The 15,600-nt window shown below is 73.3% G+C and carries 17 protein-coding genes; 9 read left to right on the top strand and 8 right to left on the bottom strand.

Features of this window, described 5'->3' with window-relative positions; all coding sequences use genetic code 11:
* Positions 1-9: 9 nt before the first annotated feature.
* The 4 genes from AB0K17_RS21115 to AB0K17_RS21130 all read left to right on the top strand — a co-directional run bounded on the left by AB0K17_RS21115 (position 10) and on the right by AB0K17_RS21130 (position 4,505).
* Positions 10-2,025 (top strand): biotin carboxylase N-terminal domain-containing protein, encoded by a 2,016-nt coding sequence (locus AB0K17_RS21115; protein WP_365983840.1) that lies wholly within the window; start codon positions 10-12, stop codon positions 2,023-2,025.
* Positions 2,022-3,152, top strand: coding sequence for an acyl-CoA dehydrogenase family protein (locus tag AB0K17_RS21120; protein ID WP_365983841.1), 1,131 nt, complete (start codon positions 2,022-2,024; stop codon positions 3,150-3,152). Before AB0K17_RS21115 ends, AB0K17_RS21120 begins: the two co-directional genes overlap by 4 nt.
* Before the next feature lie 32 nt (positions 3,153-3,184).
* Positions 3,185-3,814 carry a TetR/AcrR family transcriptional regulator gene (locus AB0K17_RS21125; RefSeq protein ID WP_365969246.1) on the top strand — a complete coding sequence of 210 codons (630 nt, stop codon included), beginning with the start codon at positions 3,185-3,187 and terminating at the stop codon, positions 3,812-3,814.
* Positions 3,815-3,938: 124 nt separating this feature from the next.
* The gene (locus tag AB0K17_RS21130) at positions 3,939-4,505 is read left to right on the top strand and encodes a hypothetical protein (protein ID WP_365983842.1); all 567 of its coding nucleotides are present in this window, start codon (positions 3,939-3,941) and stop codon (positions 4,503-4,505) included.
* Here the strand turns inward: AB0K17_RS21130 and AB0K17_RS21135 are convergent.
* From AB0K17_RS21135 to AB0K17_RS21145, 3 genes are read right to left on the bottom strand one after another with little or no spacing between them, the layout of a single operon-like run.
* The gene (locus AB0K17_RS21135) at positions 4,492-5,301 is read right to left on the bottom strand and encodes a class I SAM-dependent methyltransferase (protein ID WP_365983843.1); all 810 of its coding nucleotides are present in this window, start codon (positions 5,299-5,301) and stop codon (positions 4,492-4,494) included. The genes AB0K17_RS21130 and AB0K17_RS21135 overlap by 14 nt on opposite strands.
* 26 nt (positions 5,302-5,327) lie before the next feature.
* The gene (locus AB0K17_RS21140; protein WP_365983844.1) at positions 5,328-6,599 is read right to left on the bottom strand and encodes an MAB_1171c family putative transporter; all 1,272 of its coding nucleotides are present in this window, start codon (positions 6,597-6,599) and stop codon (positions 5,328-5,330) included.
* Between the two features lie 47 nt (positions 6,600-6,646).
* Positions 6,647-7,150 carry a hypothetical protein gene (locus AB0K17_RS21145; protein WP_344432641.1) on the bottom strand — a complete coding sequence of 168 codons (504 nt, stop codon included), beginning with the start codon at positions 7,148-7,150 and terminating at the stop codon, positions 6,647-6,649.
* Positions 7,151-7,368: 218 nt separating this feature from the next.
* Here AB0K17_RS21145 and AB0K17_RS21150 point away from each other — a divergent pair, with 218 nt between their 5' ends.
* Positions 7,369-7,950: a WHG domain-containing protein gene (locus tag AB0K17_RS21150; protein ID WP_365983845.1), complete on the top strand. Its 582-nt coding sequence runs from the start codon at positions 7,369-7,371 to the stop codon at positions 7,948-7,950.
* An 89-nt stretch (positions 7,951-8,039) separates the two neighbouring features.
* Positions 8,040-8,891: an alpha/beta hydrolase gene (locus tag AB0K17_RS21155; RefSeq protein WP_365983846.1), complete on the top strand. Its 852-nt coding sequence runs from the start codon at positions 8,040-8,042 to the stop codon at positions 8,889-8,891.
* Here the strand turns inward: AB0K17_RS21155 and AB0K17_RS21160 are convergent.
* Complete coding sequence (locus AB0K17_RS21160; RefSeq protein WP_365983847.1) at positions 8,878-9,975, bottom strand: alpha/beta hydrolase; 1,098 nt, start codon at positions 9,973-9,975, stop codon at positions 8,878-8,880. The genes AB0K17_RS21155 and AB0K17_RS21160 overlap by 14 nt on opposite strands.
* Positions 9,976-10,043: 68 nt before the next feature.
* Here AB0K17_RS21160 and AB0K17_RS21165 point away from each other — a divergent pair, with 68 nt between their 5' ends.
* Positions 10,044-10,997, top strand: coding sequence for a helix-turn-helix domain-containing protein (locus AB0K17_RS21165; RefSeq protein ID WP_365983903.1), 954 nt, complete (start codon positions 10,044-10,046; stop codon positions 10,995-10,997).
* Between the two features lie 91 nt (positions 10,998-11,088).
* Positions 11,089-12,063, top strand: coding sequence for an aldo/keto reductase (locus AB0K17_RS21170; protein WP_365969255.1), 975 nt, complete (start codon positions 11,089-11,091; stop codon positions 12,061-12,063).
* Positions 12,064-12,182: 119 nt separating this feature from the next.
* On the opposite strand, the gene thpR is transcribed toward AB0K17_RS21170, so the two are convergent.
* From thpR to AB0K17_RS21185, 3 genes are read right to left on the bottom strand one after another with little or no spacing between them, the layout of a single operon-like run.
* Positions 12,183-12,767 carry an RNA 2',3'-cyclic phosphodiesterase gene (gene thpR, locus AB0K17_RS21175; RefSeq protein WP_365983848.1) on the bottom strand — a complete coding sequence of 195 codons (585 nt, stop codon included), beginning with the start codon at positions 12,765-12,767 and terminating at the stop codon, positions 12,183-12,185.
* A gap of 42 nt (positions 12,768-12,809) precedes the next feature.
* Positions 12,810-14,180, bottom strand: coding sequence for an MFS transporter (locus AB0K17_RS21180; protein WP_365983849.1), 1,371 nt, complete (start codon positions 14,178-14,180; stop codon positions 12,810-12,812).
* A gap of 27 nt (positions 14,181-14,207) precedes the next feature.
* Positions 14,208-14,648, bottom strand: a complete 441-nt coding sequence (locus tag AB0K17_RS21185; protein WP_365969259.1) for a MarR family transcriptional regulator — start codon at positions 14,646-14,648, stop codon at positions 14,208-14,210.
* Between the two features lie 49 nt (positions 14,649-14,697).
* Here AB0K17_RS21185 and AB0K17_RS21190 point away from each other — a divergent pair, with 49 nt between their 5' ends.
* A complete protein-coding gene (locus AB0K17_RS21190) occupies positions 14,698-15,345 on the top strand; it encodes a haloacid dehalogenase-like hydrolase (protein WP_365983850.1) in 648 nt (215 codons plus the stop codon).
* Here the strand turns inward: AB0K17_RS21190 and AB0K17_RS21195 are convergent.
* On the bottom strand, positions 15,318-15,572 hold the full coding sequence (locus AB0K17_RS21195) for a hypothetical protein (RefSeq protein WP_365983851.1): 255 nt from the start codon (positions 15,570-15,572) through the stop codon (positions 15,318-15,320). The genes AB0K17_RS21190 and AB0K17_RS21195 overlap by 28 nt on opposite strands.
* Between the last annotated feature and the right edge of the window lie 28 nt (positions 15,573-15,600).

Genomic DNA, 15,600 nt, shown 5'->3' on the forward strand with positions numbered 1-15,600 from the left:
GGAGTGGCAGTGATCGGTTGCGTCCTGGTCGCCAACCGCGGCGAGATCGCCGTCCGCGTCTTCCGCACGTGCCGGGAACTGGGCATCGCCACCGTGGCCGTGCACTCCGACCCCGACGCCGATGCCCTGCACGTACGCGAGGCCGACGCCGCCGTACGACTGCCGGGCGCGGCGCCCGCCGACACCTACCTGCGCGGCGACCTGCTCGTCCGCGCCGCCCGCGCGGCCGGGGCCGACGCCGTCCACCCCGGATACGGGTTCCTCTCCGAGGACGCGGGCTTCGCGCGGGCCGTCGTCGAGGCCGGGCTGGTGTGGATCGGCCCGCCCCCGGAGGCCATCGGGGCCATGGCCTCCAAGACGCGCGCCAAACGCCTCATGGCGGCGGCGGGCGTGCCGCTGCCGGCACCCGTCGATCTCGCGGCCGTCACCGAGGCCGACCTGCCGCTGCTGCTCAAAGCGGCGGCAGGCGGAGGCGGACGCGGCATGCGCGTCGTCCGCCGGCTGCCGGCCCTCCCCGCCGAACTCGCCTCCGCCCGCGCCGAAGCGGCGGCCGCCTTCGGCGACGACGAGGTCTTCGCCGAACCGTACCTGGAGGGCGCCCGGCACGTGGAGGTCCAGATCCTGGCCGACGCGCACGGCACCGTGTGGACGCTGGGCACGCGGGACTGCTCCGTCCAGCGCCGCCACCAGAAGGTGATCGAGGAAGCACCGGCCCCCGGGCTCGACGAGGACGTCGACACCGCGCTGCGCCGGGCGGCCGAGGCGGCGGCGCGGGCGATCGCGTACGTGGGGGCGGGGACGGTGGAGTTCCTGGTGCGGCCGGAGCCGGTGTTTTTGGAGATGAACACGCGGCTGCAGGTGGAGCACGCGGTGACGGAAGCGGTGTACGGGGTGGACCTGGTGGCGCTGCAGATCCACGTGGCGGAGGGCGGGGCGCTGCCGGGCGCCGTGCCGGGCCCGCGGGGGCATGCGGTGGAGGCCCGCCTGTACGCGGAGGCGCCGGGGCGCGGGTTCGCGCCGCAGACGGGACGGGTGCGGCGCCTGTGGGTGGAGGGGGCTTTCCCCGGTCCCGCCCTTTCACCGTTTCCCGAGGGGCTTCGCCCCCCGGACCCCCCGGACCGCGCTGACGCGCGGTGTCCTCAAACGCCGGACGGGCTGGATCGTGCACCTGCTCCCGCCTTGCGCATGGATAGCGGCTACGCCGCCGGCGACCTCGTCACCGCTCACTACGACCCGCTCCTCGCCAAGGTCATAGCCCACGCCCCCACCCGCCCCGCCGCCTTGCGGCTGCTCGCCCACGCGCTGGAGCGCGCCGAGATCCACGGGCCCGTCACCAATCGCGATCTGCTGGTCGACGTGCTGCGGCACCCCGTCTTCGCCGCCGGTCCCCCGGACACCGGGTTCCTGGAGCGGGAGCTTCCTGCCCTCGCCCTCCCCGACCCCGAGGGGACCCGTCTCGCCGCGCTGGCCGCCGCGCTCGCCGGCGCGGCTGCCGCACCCGGTGCCTGGCGCAACGTTCCCGCGCACCCGCAGCGCAAGCGGTACCGCCGGGAGCCCGACGGCCCCGAGGTCGAGGTCGCGTACTGGCACACCCGCCACGGCACCCCGCGTCCCCACGACTTCCCGGGCGTCCGCGTCGTCTCCGCCGCTCCGACGCGCGTCGTCCTGCAGACCCCTGACGGCGTCGCGCGCACGTACCCCGTCGCCGCGTACGGCGACGACCGCGTCCACGTGGGCCGGTTCACGTTCACCGTGCTCCCCCGTTTCGCCGATCCCGCCACCGCACCGGCCGTACCCGGCTCCCTCCGTGCGCCCATGCCCGGCACGGTCGTCCGGCTCGCGGACGGCGTCGCCGTCGGCGCCACCGTCCGGGCAGGTCAGCCCCTGCTGTGGCTGGAGGCGATGAAGATGGAGCACCGCGTCACGGCCCCGGCCACCGGCGTCGTCACGGAGCTGCATGCGGCCCCGGGCCGGCAGGTGGAGACGGGACACCTACTGGCAGTGGTTCAGGAGGACGAGCCATGAGCACTGACGCGCACGAGCATCAGGAACTGCGTTCCGCGGTGGCCGCCTTGGCCGCTCGCTGCGGCCCGGACGCCGACGCGTTGTGGGCGGAGGCCGGCAGGCTGGGCTACCTGGGGGTGAACCTGCCCGCCGAGTACGGCGGCGGGGGCGCCGGCATCACCGAACTGGCCGTCGTCCTGGAGGAGCTGGCCACCGCGGGCCGTCCGCTGCTGCTCCTGGTGGTCTCGCCGGCCATCTGCGGCACGGTGATCGCCCGCTTCGGCACCGGCGCGCAGAAGCGCGCCTGGTTGCCGGGGCTGGCGGCGGGCACGGCGCGGATGGCGTTCGGGATCACCGAGCCCGACGCGGGCTCGAACGCGCACCGCCTGTCGACGACCGCGCGCCGCGCGCCCGACGGCAGCGGCGACTGGCTCCTGACCGGCCGCAAGGTGTTCATCTCGGGTGTGGACGCCGCCGACGCCACCCTCGTCGTGGGCCGCAGGGAGGATGCCCGTACGGGCCGGCTGCGGCCCGCGTTGTTCGTCGTACCGCGCGACGCGGCGGGCTTCACGTACCGCCGCATCCCCATGGAGGTCGCGTCGCCGGAGAAGCAGTTCGAGCTGGTGCTGGACGACGTGCGGCTGCCGGCGGACGCGCTCGTCGGCGAGGAGGACGCCGGTCTGGAGCAGCTCTTCGCCGGTCTGAATCCCGAGCGCATCATGACGGCGGCGTTCGCGACGGGAATGGGGCGGTACGCGATCGGGCGGGCCGTCGCGTACGCCCGGACGCGGCAGGTGTGGGACGTGCCGATCGGCGCGCACCAGGCGGTCGCGCATCCGCTGGCGCAGTCGCACATCGAGATCGAGCTGGCCCGGCTGATGCTGTACAAGGCGGCGGGCCTGTACGACGCGGGGGACGACGCCGGTGCGGGCGAGGCGGCGAACATGGCCAAGTACGCGGCGGCGGAGGCGGTGGTGCGGGCGGTGGACCGGGCGGTGCACACGCTCGGTGGCAACGGGCTGAGCACCGAGTACGGGCTGGCCTCGCTGATCACGGCGGCGAGGGTGACGCGTGTGGCGCCGGTGAGCCGCGAGATGATCCTCAACTACGTCTCCCACCGGACGCTGGGTCTGCCGAAGTCGTACTGAATGCCTTACCGAAGGCGGAGGTTCACGCACGCATGAGAACGGCCGGAAGCACTCCCGTGCCCAAGCAGGACCGCAGCCGGGCCACGCGCCGCCGGCTGCTGGAGGCGGCCGTGGCCTGCCTGGCCGAGCGCGGCTGGGCGGGTTCGACCGTGGGGGTGGTGGCCGAGCGGGCCGGGGTCTCCCGCGGCGCCGCGCAGCACCACTTCCCCACCCGCGAGGACCTGTTCACGGCGGCGGTCGAGTACGTGGCGGAGGAGCGCTCGGCGGCGCTGCGCACCCTGCTGTCCCCCGCGCAGCTGATCGTGGGGCCGGCGCGGACGTACGCGGTGCTGGACGCGCTCGTCGGGCTGTACACCGGCCCCCTGTTCCGGGCGGCCCTGCAGCTGTGGGTGGCGGCCGCGTACGAGGAGCCGCTGCGGGAGCGGGTCGTGGCGCTGGAGGCACGCGTGGGCCGGGACGTGCACCGCATGGCCGTGGAGCTGCTGGGCGCGGACGAGGCCCGGCCCGGGGTGCGCGAGACCGTGCAGGGCTTCCTGGACCTCGCGCGCGGCCTGGGCCTGGCCAATCTGCTGACGGACGACGGTGCCCGGCGCTCCCGTGTGGTCGGCCAGTGGACGGCGCTGGTCGACGACGCCCTGCGCCCGGCACCGTACGAACACTGACCAGCCGCTTTCGAACACCCCTGAACCCGGTGGCCCGCACCGGCCCTCTCAAGGACACTGGCGCGCATGTCCCCCGCGACGGCGCGGAGGGCATCGGCGCGAGACCCCGAGGGGGGATCTTCGAATGGCACTGCGCACGTGGGCAACGGCGGCCGCGGCCGCGGCTCTGGCCGCCTCCCTGATCGGTGCCGGTGGCACCGCCTCCGCCGCCCCCGGCACCGCCTCCGCCCGGCCCGACTTCGCCGCCCAGGCGGCGTCCGCGGGCCTGAGCGGTTCGCGGGCCGAGGAGCTGCAGAACAAGGTCGACGACTATCTCGCCCGACTGGGCGGCCGGCAGGTGGCCGCCAACAAGATCGAGTTCAGGGGCGGCACCGTGGTCGTCGCCCTCCCCGGCGAGCAGCAGGCGCGCGACCTGGGGACGGCGGGCGCGAAGTTCGCCGACTGCCCGTACGAGAACTTCTGCATGTTCCGGGGCACGTACTACACCGGCGACCAGCTCAACCTGTACTACTGCCGGGACCAGGGCCTGACCAACTGGACGGGCAACGGCTCCTGGTGGAACCGCCAGACCCCGGGCACCCAGGCCAGACTGCTCGGCCGCAACCACGACGTCGTCACGGTCACGGCCGGCGCGGAGTCCTGGCAGGCGGTCTACACCTGGGACCCGATCTGGTACGTCAGGCCCTGCTGACGTCCCCGGCACGGCCCCAGGCGGAGATCGTCACCTGGGGGATGTCGAGGAAGGCCGGGTCCTTCAGGAGGGCCTCGAACTCGTCGAGGTCCTCCCGGGCCACGAGGCCGTCCGCGACCAGGGCGGGCCCCGCCTGACCGATGAGCGGGGCCCAGCGGTCCTTCTCCAGGCCGCCCATGCAGCCGAGGTTGCCGGTGAAGGAGACGTCCTGCAGGCCGTTGCCGGCGAGCAGGGCGGGGATGCCGCGCGCCCACGTCATGTCGGCGCCCAGGTCGCGGTACTTCTGCTGGTAGCCGGCCAGGATCCGGCGGACCGCCGGGAACGGCGAGTCCTGCGCCGGCAGGTGGTAGGGCTCCTCGACGAGCAGCCAGCCGCCGGGGGCGAGCCAGCCGGCCGCCCGGGCGAGGACCTCGTCCCGCTCGGGCAGGTGGCACAGCAGGAACCGGGCGTGGATCAGGTCGAAGCGGCCCGGCGCGTAGTCCTCGCGCGTGACGTCGGCTTGCTGCACCTCCAGGTTGGCGGCACGGTCCGCGTCCAGGTACCGGGTGTCGATGTCGGCGGCGACGACCCTGCCCTGCGGGCAGCGCTCGGCGAGCCAGTACGCGATGGAGCCGGCGCCGGCGCCCAGTTCCAGGCAGTTCCAGGTCGGCCGGACGGGCAGCCGCTCGATGATCCCGGTGGTGAAGGCGTCCACGCTGCGCTGGATCGACTCCAGGCGGCCCTGTTCCCCGGAGGCGTCCCGGGCCAGCCTGCCGGTGCCGCGCGGCGGGACGGAAGCGGATCGGTCGGTGCTCATGTTTTCTCCGCTCACGTTTTCTCCGCTCATGACTTCTCCGAGGCCTCGGTTTCCGTGATCGTTCGCTCGGTCGGGAGGGACGTCGAGGGCGCCGAGGGTGCCGAGGGTGCCGAGGGCGTCGAGGGTGCCGGGGCCTCCGTGGCGGCCTGCGGCAGCCGGAACGCGCGGACGGGCGCGGTGCCGCGGGCCCGGGCGACGTCCTTGAGGAAGGCCACCTCGCTCTGCAGCCCGTGGCCCCCGGGGTTGACCAGCGCCAGCGAACTCGCCCGGGCCGGGGCGTGGTCGGCCTGCGCCCGCAGGGCGGCCCTCAGCCAGCAGGCCACGACGGCGGGCTCGACCTCCGCCTCCGGCAGCCCGTGCGCGTGCACGTGGCGGCGCGCCTGCTCGACGGTCTCGGGGGTGACCAGGTCCCGCAGGGCGAGCATGGCGTCGCGGATCTCGACCACCTGGCGGTACAGGCGCAGGTGCACCGAGCGCGGCGTCGCCATCAGGTCGCGCAGGATGGGGCGCGGGGCGTCCAGGGCCACGTGCGGAACGGCCGCCGTGAGCTCCAGCCACAGGGGGCGCAGGCGGCGCAGCGCGAAGGCGTCACCGGCCCACCGGCGCGCGGTCAGGACCAGGGGCAGCAGGACGCCCGCGACCATCAGCCAGGCCGTGATGCCGATGTTGAGCGGGAAGAGGGCGCCCAGCCAGGAGGGCCGGGCCAGGAGGTAGCCCAGCACGATCGTCCAGAAGACGGTGGAGGAGGTGAACCCGCCGGCGAGCAGCAGCAGTCCGGCCCTGAGGGAACGATCCTCCTTCGTCTGACGGGCGTAGCGCACGCACAGCACGACGCAGGGGATCGTGCCGATGAGGTGGGAGGCGATCAGGATCCACCAGAACGGGCTGTACCAGGGGACGTACTGCGCGGTCACGCAGCCGGAGTCCGGGGAGACCGTCTCGTTGAGGGCGACCAGCACCGCGACCGTGGCGGCCATCAGTCCGTAGACGAGCCAGGGGCGGCGGCGGGAGACCGCGGCGAGGGTGAAGTCCAGGATGAGGGCGGAGCTCAGGACGCCCCAGGCGTTCATGAACATGCCGCAGCTCTGGGCGAAAACGAGGTTCCGGTTGATGGCCGCGGTGACCGGGTCGAGGTAGACGGTGATGGAGCCGGCGATGCCGACCACCGACATCAGCAGTCTCTTCTGCTGTTGGGAGTGCCGGGCCGCGGGTATCCGCAGGAAGATCGCCACCCACAGGCACAGCGCGCCGATCAGCTCCACGCGCGAACCCAGCTCGTACACAGCCGCGTTGTCCATGCTCCGCCCCTCGTCCTGTTGCCCCGTTCGGTCCTGTTCGGCCCTGCTCAGCCCTGGATCCCGAGCGCGGCCTTCAGTTCCCCGGAGACTCCGGACGGCGACGAGGGCGTGAGCCTCTCGGCGGCCGCGTGAATGAGGCTGGCGACGAGTTCCGCTTCCTGCTCCTGCTCCGACGTGTAGTTGTTGCGTGCCAGGAGCCGGTTGATAAGCGTGGGGCTGACGTGCGGGAACAACTGGGCCAGCGCGCTGCGCGGATCCACCTCTTCGGCGGTGCCGTGCTCCAGCAGAATGTGCCCGATCTCGTGGAGGATGATGTGGTCCCTGTGGAACTGGGTCGTGTGTTCCTCGACGTAGATCTCGTCACTGGTGTCGGTGGCGATCCACAGACCACAGGCGGTTCCGGCGAGCGACGTGGGCAGCGTGTGAATACGAATGGGGCGGCCGCGCACGGCGGAGAGCTCCTCGATGAGCGCCGCCGTCGAAAACGGGACCGGCAGGTGCAACCGGTCGACCAATGCCTCGCACGTCTTGCGGATCTGTCGTGTGGTCACGGTGATCTCATGCCCCCAAACCGGGCATCTGCTGAATTCGTTCCCCTGATGTCTGTCGTGGCGCATACCGCAGTGCCCCACCCCCCTGGCGCGCCATATTGCACCATCGGCGCAGGACATTTCAACGGAGAGTGACGGCTGACGCGACGACTGGCGCCCGAAAACCTAGATCCATTAGGTTTCTTCCTAGGAGTCCTAGGAAGAGGAGGAAGAGACCCATGGTGCGCGCAGGACTCACCGCGGAGAAGCTGACGGCCGCGGCCGCTGCCCTCGCCGACGAGGCCGGGCTGGAGAAGGTCACCCTCTCCGCCCTCGCCCGGCACTTCGGCGTCAAGGACGCCAGCCTGTACTCGCACGTCAAGAACCTGCGGGAACTGCGCGTACGGATCGCCCTCCTCGCCGCCGACGACATGACCGACCGCATCGCGGCGGCCGTCGCCGGACGCTCCGGCAAGGACGCCCTCGTCGCCTTCGCCGACGCGTACCGCGACTACGCCCTCGCGCACCCCGGCCGGTACGCCGCGACGCAGCAACAGCTCGCCCCGGAGGAGGTCGGGGACGCCCCCGGATTCGTGCGCAGCGTCGAGCTGACCTACGGCATGCTGCGCGCCTACGGACTCACCGAGCCCGACCTCACCGACGCGGGCCGGCTGCTGCGCAGCACCTTCCACGGCTACATCCACCTCGAACTCAGCGGCGGCTTCGGCCACTCCCGCCCGGTGGCCGACTCGTGGGCCCGCTCGCTCGACGCCCTCCACCAGCTCCTGGAGAACTGGCCGTCCCGCCACCAGTCGTCCTGACACCAGTCGCCCCGACACCAGCCCTCCTCACGCCAGCCGTCCCGACGCCAGCCGTCCTCACGCCATCCGTCGTCACACCAGGGGGAGAAATGACGGACACCACCACTCTCACCACCGGCACGCTCGACGTGCCCGGCGCCACCCTGCACTACGAGGTACGCGGCAGCGGACCGCTGCTCCTGCTGATACCGGGCGGTGCGGGCGACGCCGGCCTGTACGCGGCCATGGCCCGCACTCTGGCCGCCACCCGCACGGTCGCCTCCTTCGACCCGCGCCCGCTCTCGCGCAGCCGCCTGCACGGCCCCCTCGGCGACCAGCGGGTCGACGAGTGGAGCGACGACGCGCGCCTGCTGATCGACCACCTGTCGCCGGACGCTCCGGCCTCGGTCCTGGGCTGCAGCTCCGGCGCCATCACGGCACTCGGCCTGCTGGCCCGCCACCCGGAGCGCATCGACCGGCTCGTCGCGCACGAGCCGCCGCTGCTGACCCTCCTGGAGGACCCGGCCCCGCACCTGGCGCTCTTCGCGGACGTCCGCGAGGTGTTCCGGGCCCGGGGCGCGGGCCCCGCAATGGCCCGCTTCAGCGAGGGCCTCGGCGAGCGCCCGGCGGAAGCGGCGACGGAAGCGGCGACGGAACTGCCGCCCGAGATCGTGGAGATGGCACCGCGCATGCACGCCAACCTCCCGGTCTTCCTGGAGCACATCCTGTGCCCTTTCTCCTCGTCCGAGCCGGACGTGGCCGCACTGCGGGCCGCGGCCGGCAAGCTGATCCCGGCGGCGGGGCGGCTCTCGCGCGGGCAGACGCCGCTGTACGGCCCGGCGGCCCGGCTCGCGGAACTCCTCGACCGGCCGCTGACGGAGTTCCCCGGCGGCCACCTCGGCGCCGTCGAGCACCCGCAGGAGTTCGCCGAGCAGTTGCTGGGGCTCCTCACAGCGCGCTGAGGAAGAACGCCAGCACGCGCTCGCGCACGGTGCGTACCGCCGTCACCGGGTCGCCCGTACCCACCATCGCGGCCCGGTCGCGCGCGCTCATCAGCCCGGCGGCCTGCAGCTGCGGGACGACGGACGCGTAGTCGGTGAAGACCCAGTGGGCGGCCCTGCGGATCTCCTGCCGCCGGGCACCGCGCATCACGCCCCACGACCGGTCGAGCTCCGCGCTGCGGAACCCGTCCGTCCCCAGCAGGAGCAGCGGCCTGTCCACGCCGTACCGGGCGACGGGCAACAGCTCGCCGGTGGGGTGGTCCAGGTAGCCCTCCAGGTCGATCGCGGCACGGATGCGGCGGTCCTCGTACAGCGCCTGCGCCGCGGCCGTACCGCCGGCGGAGTGGCCGTAGACGCCGACGCGGTCCAGGTCGAGGGGGACGTCGCACACTCCCCGGGCCAGCCGGTCCAGCACGAAACGGCAGTCGGCGACCCGGGCGGCGATCGCGGTACGGAAGACCGCCGGGTCGTGCCGCGGGTCGCCGGTGAAGACGCTGCCGCGCACCCGCTCCCGCCCGGCGCGCCCGCACGGGAACTCCACCTCGCCGGCGTCCCCCGGATGGTCGACGGTCACCACGGCGTACCCATGACTCGCCAACTCCTCGGCGAGCGACGTCCCCATCGTCCGCGGGTCGCCCCCGCCGGGTCTGTACAGCAGCACGGGCCACCGCCGTCCGCGGTGCGCGGGCGCACCGGCGTACGCGTGGGTGCGGGTGGCCGCCCAGTCGACGCCGGCCCTGGGCAGCCCCGAGTGGAAGTGGACGACGTCGAACGCGCCGAACGCCTTCGCCGCCCCCCGGTGCATCTGCGGGGCGCGGCGATGCCCGCGCACCGTGCGGGCCGGGTGGAAGACGGAGACCATGACCTCGCGAACACCGATGCGGGGCTCCCAGGGGTCGTTGCGGGAGGAGTCGACGAGGTACAGCTCGGTGACGCCGACCGGGTACGGCCCGGTGGGCGGCGGGAGCAGGGGCGTGACGGCGGGGGTCGCGCGGGGCGCGGCCGCCAGGGCGGCGAGGCCGGCGACGAGGGTGCGTCTCTTCATGCCGCCATGCTGGCGAGCGCCGGGGCGACCGGACGATCCTTTAGCCTCGGCCTGAAAGGGTGGCGCATTTGATACGCATCGTCTTCACGGCAACGGACTTCGCGCGCGTACGCTTCGCACCGCGCCCGGCACCGCTGCAGGAGTTGAACACCGCGTTCCTCAAACTCCTCGCCCCGGGCGGCACTCTGCTCCACGCCCGCTGGCGGCAACGGATCGCACGGACGCTGCCGGCCACGGTGAATCCGCTGGCCGACCTGGTACCGGGCACACAAGCCCCCGTTTTCCTCGACGTGTTCGCCGAAACACTGCAGGAAGCCGCGGAGACGATACGGGCCACGCGCCCGGCCCTCCTCCGCTCGGAGCTGGAACGCGTGTACGCCGGTCACGCGGCCCCGGCATGGATCCGCCACCTGCACGAGGGCGCCGATGCCGCCCCGTGGACGACCCTGCACCGCGCCCACCATGCCGCCTTCGAAACGATCCTGCGCCCGGTGTGGCCGGTGGTGCAGGACCTGCACCGGGCGGAGTTCACGCGCCACGCCCTGAGGGTGGCGGAGCAGGGTCTGGGACCGGCCCTGACCGCACTGGTCCCGGGCAGCAGCCTGAAGGGCGCCGTCTGGGAGCTGGCCTCACCCGGGACCCGCGAGATCCACCTCGGCGGCCGCGGCCTGACCCTGCACCCCACGTTCCACTGGACGGGCCACCCCCTGCCGGCCGACCTGCCGGACGAACCCCTGCACCTGACCTACCCGGCGGGCCCCGGCCTGCCCCCGACGGCGACACCGACCGACCTCGCGGCGGTCCTGGGCCGCACCCGCCTGACGGCCCTGCTCCTCCTGCAAACCCCCCACACGACCACAACCCTGGCCCGTCACCTGGGCGTCGCCCCGGCCACGGCCTCCACCCACGCCGCAGCCCTCCGGGCAGCAGGCCTGATCACCACCACCCGCACGGGCCGCGCGGTTCGCCACGAGCGCACGGCATTGGGCAGCTTGCTGCTGGGGTCGGACCACGTGCGTTGATCACCGTGGTGCCCGGGGGTGCTCCGACACGCTTCCGCCCGCCCTCCCGGCCTCCTTGCTTCCGGGCCGTTCCCGGGCGTTGGCTGGGGGCATGGAGTACACGCAGCTGGGGCGTACCGGGTTGAAGGTCAGCCGGATCGTGCTGGGGACCATGAACTTCGGGCCCGAGACCGACGAGGCGGGCAGTCACGCCATCATGGAGGCGGCGCTCGGCGCCGGGGTGAACTTCTTCGACACCGCCAATGTCTACGGGTGGGGCGAGGACAAGGGGCGTACCGAGGAGATCATCGGGAGCTGGTTCGCGCGTGGGGGCGGGCGCCGGGAGAAGGTGGTCGTCGCGACGAAGGTGTTCGGGGCGATGAATCCGCACGGCAGGCCGTGGCCCAACGAGGACCGGCTGTCCGCGCTGAACATCCGGCGGTCGGTCGAGGGCAGTCTGCGGCGGCTGCGCACCGATCACATCGACCTGTACCAGTTCCACCACGTGGACCGCAGGACGCCGTGGGAGGAGATCTGGCAGGCGATGGACGTGCTGGTCCAGCAGGGCAAGGTGCTCTACGTCGGCTCCTCCAACCACGCCGGCTGGCACATCGCCCGCGCCAACGAGACCGCCCACCGGCGGGGGTCGCTGGGGCTGGTGAGCGAGCAGTGCCTGTACAACCTGGCCGAGCGGCGGGCGGAGATGGAGGTGATCCCGGCGGCGCAGGCGTACGGCCTGGGGGTGATTCCCTGGGCCCCGCTGCAGGGCGGGCTGCTCGGCGGGGTGATCAAGCGCGGTGCCGCCGCGGGCCGCTCGGCGCAGGCGCTGGCGAACACGGCGGTGCGCGAGCAGGTCCAGGCGTACGAGGACGTGGTCGACAAGCACGGGCTGGTGCCCGGCGAGGTGGCCCTGGCCTGGCTGCTGTCCCGGCCGGGGGTGACAGGGCCCATCGTGGGGCCGCGCACGGCGGAGCAGCTGGAGTCGGCGCTGCGGGCGGTGGACCTGGTGCTGCCGGAGGAGCTGCTGACCTCGCTGGAGGAGATCTTCCCCGGCCCGGGGCCGGCTCCCGAGGCGTTCGCCTGGTGAGCTGCCTCGGCTACCTCACCGCGGCCACCACGGCGACGACGACGAGCATGAGGGCGAGCGCACCGGTCATGATCCGGTTCCTGGTCTTGGGGTCCACCCCACGAGCGTAACCGGACCGGTCAGCCGGCCCGCCTGGTGCCCAGGGGCCAGGCGGCCACGGTCTCGTAGCGGGGGCGCTCGCCGGGCACGCCGGAGGCGGGCAGGTGGCTGCGGACGAGTTCCAGTCGCTCGACCCACCACTTGCGGCCGTGGAAGTCGGCGAGCTCCTGCGCATACGGCCGCAGGTCCACGTGCCCGGTGGTGCGGGCGAGCGTGAGGTGCGGGCGGAACGGCTTGACCCGTTCCAGGTGCACCCCGGCTCGCCGGGCGCCGGCGACGGTGGAGCGGGCCAGGGCGCCCAGGGTCGCCACGGAGCCGGTGGCGCCGACCCACAGGACGCGGTCGCCGAAGCGGCCCCCGCCGTCGAACCGCAGCTCGTGCACCGGGTGCCGGTGGGCGGCCCGGGAGAGGCGCTCGTCCAGCTCCGGCAGCAGGGTCTCGTCGACCTCGCCGAGGAAGGCGAGGGTGAAGTGCCACAGGGGCGGCTCGGTCCAGCGCAGCCGGCCGTGGCCCCGCTCGGGCAGTGCGGCGCGCAGCTGTGCCACTTCGGCGGCCAGTTCGTCGACGGCCGGGGCGGGCGGGACCACTGCTGCGAACAGTCGCATGGGTCCAGTCTCCCGCGCAGGGAGACCGGAGACCCTGCCGGCCTACGCCGCCACCGTCACCTCCGCCGGCTTGCGCGGTACGAACGCCACGTGCGGGCGCCCCGGCCTCAGGTCGATCTTCAGGCGGAGGCCGCCCGCGCGGGCCAGGGCGAGGCCGACGCCGGCCGCCGCGAGGGCGGAGACGGCGCCGCCGGCGACGAAGCCGGTGCGGGGGCCGTAGGTGTCGGTGATCCAGCCGACAAGGGGGGCGCCCAGGGGCGTGCCGCCCATGAAGACCATCAGGAACAGGCTCATCACCCGGCCCCGGAGGGCGGGGTCGGAGGCCATCTGCAGCCCCGAGTTGGCGGTGACGTTGATCGTCAGGCCGCACATGCCGATCGGGACCAGCAGCAGCGCGAAGACCCAGAAGGAGGGGGCGAGCGCGGCGGCGACCTCCAGCAGGCCGAAGGCGGCCGCGGCGCCGACGAGCAGCCGCATGCGGGAGCTGCCGCGGCGGGCGGCCAGCAGGGCGCCGGCGAGGGAACCGGTGGCCATGAGGGTGTTGAGCAGGCCGTAGGTGCTGGCGTCGGAGTGGAAGACGTCGTTGACGTAGGCCGTGAGCCAGATGGGGAAGTTGAAGCCGAAGGTGCCGATGAAGCCGACGAGCACGATCGGCCAGATCAGCTCGGGGCGGCCGGCGACGTAGGCCAGGCCCTCGCGCATCTGGCCCTTGCCGCGCGGGGCGCGGTCGACCTTGTGCAGCTCGCTCGTGCGCATCAGCAGCAGGCCGGCGATGGGTGCGGCGAAGGAGAGGCCGTTGAGCAGGAACGCCCAGCCGCTGCCGACCGCGGTGATCAGCACGCCGGCGACGGCGGGGCCGACCAGGCGGGCGGTCTGGAAATTGGCGGAGTTCAGGCTGACGGCGTTGCGCAGGTCGGCCGGGCCGACCATCTCGACGACGAAGGCCTGCCGGGCGGGGTTGTCGACGACGGTGACGATGCCGAGCACCAGGGCGGTGAGGTAGACGTGCCAGACCCGGACCTGGCCGGTGAGGGTGAGCACGGCCAGGAAGAGCCCGGTCGCGCCCATGGCGGCCTGGGTGACCAGCAGCAGCCTGCGCTTGGGGAGCCGGTCGGCGATCACACCGCCGTACAGGCCGAGGAAGAGCAGGGGCAGGAACTGCATCGCCGTGGTGATGCCGACGGCGGCGGAGGAGCCCGTGAGGCCGAGGACCAGCCAGTCCTGGGCGATGCGCTGCATCCAGGTGCCGGTGTTGGAGACGACCTGGCCGGCGGCGAAGAGGCGGTAGTTGCGGTTCCGCAGTGAGCTGAAGGTGCCTCCCTTGGGCTGCGTGCGCGGCAGGGAGGTGGTGCGGGTGTCGTCGTGGTGGTGGTTCGGTGCGGGTGCGGAGTCTGCTCCGGTTCCCGAACTCAAGATGGGTTCGCCTCCTTCTGTGCGTCCTTACAGCTGCGCGAGCTTCTCCAGGACGGGCGCGGCGGCGCGCAGCGTCGCCCACTCGTCCTCGTCCAGCTGCCCGGCCAGGTCGGCCAGCCAGGCGTTGCGCTTGCGCCGGCTCTCCTCGAGCATGGCCTCGGCCCGCTCCGTCTGGCGGACCACCTTCTGGCGGCGGTCCTCGGGATGTGGTTCGAGCCTGACCAGTCCCTTGCTCTCCAGCAGCGCCACGATGCGGGTCATCGACGGCGGCTGGACGTGCTCCTTGCGGGCGAGCTCGCCCGGGGTGGCGGAGCCGCAGCGGGCGAGCGTGCCGAGCACCGACATCTCGGTGGGGCTCAGCGACTCGTCCACCCGCTGGTGCTTGAGCCTGCGCGACATGCGCATGACTCCGGACCGCAGTGCGTTGACGGCGGCCATGTCGTCGGGGTTGCTGGACAGATCCGGCATGTTCTTTAGATTAACTCATTACCTGAGCTAATGAAAGTACGATGAACGCATGACGCTGCGATCGGTTCCCCGACCGGGCCCCACCGTGGGCTTCGACCTCGACCTCACGCTCGTCGACTCCCGGCCCGGCATCCGGGCCGCCTACGCGGCGCTGGCCGCCGCCACCGGCACGTACATCGATGTGGACCTGGTCATCAGCCGGATCGGCCCGCCCCTGCTGGAGGAGCTCGGCAACTGGTTCCCCCGCGAGGAGCTCGCCGAGGCCAACGCGATCTACCTCGACGCCTACCCCCACCACGGCATCACCCCCTCGCCCGCCCTGCCGGGCGCCCTGGAGTCCGTGGCCGCCGTGCGCGCGCTGGGCGGCCGGGCCGTCGTGATCACCGGCAAGAACCCGCGCAACGCCCGGCTGCACCTGGAGCACCTGGGCATCGCGGCGGACGACCTGGTCGGCGACCTGTGGGCCGAGAGCAAGGCGATCGCGCTGCGCGCGCACGGGGCACAGGTCTACGTCGGCGACCACGTCGGCGACGTACGCGGGGCGCACGAGGCCGGTGCGCTGGCGGTCGCGGTGCCCACCGGCCCGTACGACGCGGCCGCACTGCGCGCGGCGGGGGCGGACGTGGTGCTGGAGGGGGGACTTGCGGACTTCCCCGCCTGGCTGCGCGACTACACCGGCGGTGCGGGCGCCGCCTGAGCCCGGGCCCGGCGCCGCTGGTCGGCGACGGAACGCAGCACTCCGGCGGCGGCGATCAGGAAGCCGACGCCCATCAACATGCACACGGCGTACGCGACGGAGGGCAGCGGGTCCCAGCCGAGGAACAGCGGGGCGACGGTGACCAGGGTGGCCACCGCCCCGACGAGGAAGACGACGGCGCCGGCGCGCACCAGCAGATCCCCGGCCCGGGGCGTTTCATCACTCACCCGACCAGGGTAGGGGTACGACCCAAGG

This window comes from Streptomyces sp. NPDC049585, from assembly GCF_040675615.1.
Classification (GTDB): domain Bacteria; phylum Actinomycetota; class Actinomycetes; order Streptomycetales; family Streptomycetaceae; genus Streptomyces; species Streptomyces luteosporeus.

Coding starts and splice junctions, on each gene's coding strand:
- AB0K17_RS21120 (WP_365983841.1), top strand. CDS start 2,022: ATGAGCACTGACGCGCACGAGCATCAGGAACTGCGTTCCGCGGTGGCC.
- AB0K17_RS21125 (WP_365969246.1), top strand. CDS start 3,185: ATGAGAACGGCCGGAAGCACTCCCGTGCCCAAGCAGGACCGCAGCCGG.
- AB0K17_RS21130 (WP_365983842.1), top strand. CDS start 3,939: ATGGCACTGCGCACGTGGGCAACGGCGGCCGCGGCCGCGGCTCTGGCC.
- AB0K17_RS21135 (WP_365983843.1), bottom strand. CDS start 5,301: ATGAGCACCGACCGATCCGCTTCCGTCCCGCCGCGCGGCACCGGCAGG.
- AB0K17_RS21140 (WP_365983844.1), bottom strand. CDS start 6,599: ATGGACAACGCGGCTGTGTACGAGCTGGGTTCGCGCGTGGAGCTGATC.
- AB0K17_RS21150 (WP_365983845.1), top strand. CDS start 7,369: ATGGTGCGCGCAGGACTCACCGCGGAGAAGCTGACGGCCGCGGCCGCT.
- AB0K17_RS21155 (WP_365983846.1), top strand. CDS start 8,040: ATGACGGACACCACCACTCTCACCACCGGCACGCTCGACGTGCCCGGC.
- AB0K17_RS21160 (WP_365983847.1), bottom strand. CDS start 9,975: ATGAAGAGACGCACCCTCGTCGCCGGCCTCGCCGCCCTGGCGGCCGCG.
- AB0K17_RS21170 (WP_365969255.1), top strand. CDS start 11,089: ATGGAGTACACGCAGCTGGGGCGTACCGGGTTGAAGGTCAGCCGGATC.
- thpR (WP_365983848.1), bottom strand. CDS start 12,767: ATGCGACTGTTCGCAGCAGTGGTCCCGCCCGCCCCGGCCGTCGACGAA.
- AB0K17_RS21185 (WP_365969259.1), bottom strand. CDS start 14,648: ATGCCGGATCTGTCCAGCAACCCCGACGACATGGCCGCCGTCAACGCA.
- AB0K17_RS21190 (WP_365983850.1), top strand. CDS start 14,698: ATGACGCTGCGATCGGTTCCCCGACCGGGCCCCACCGTGGGCTTCGAC.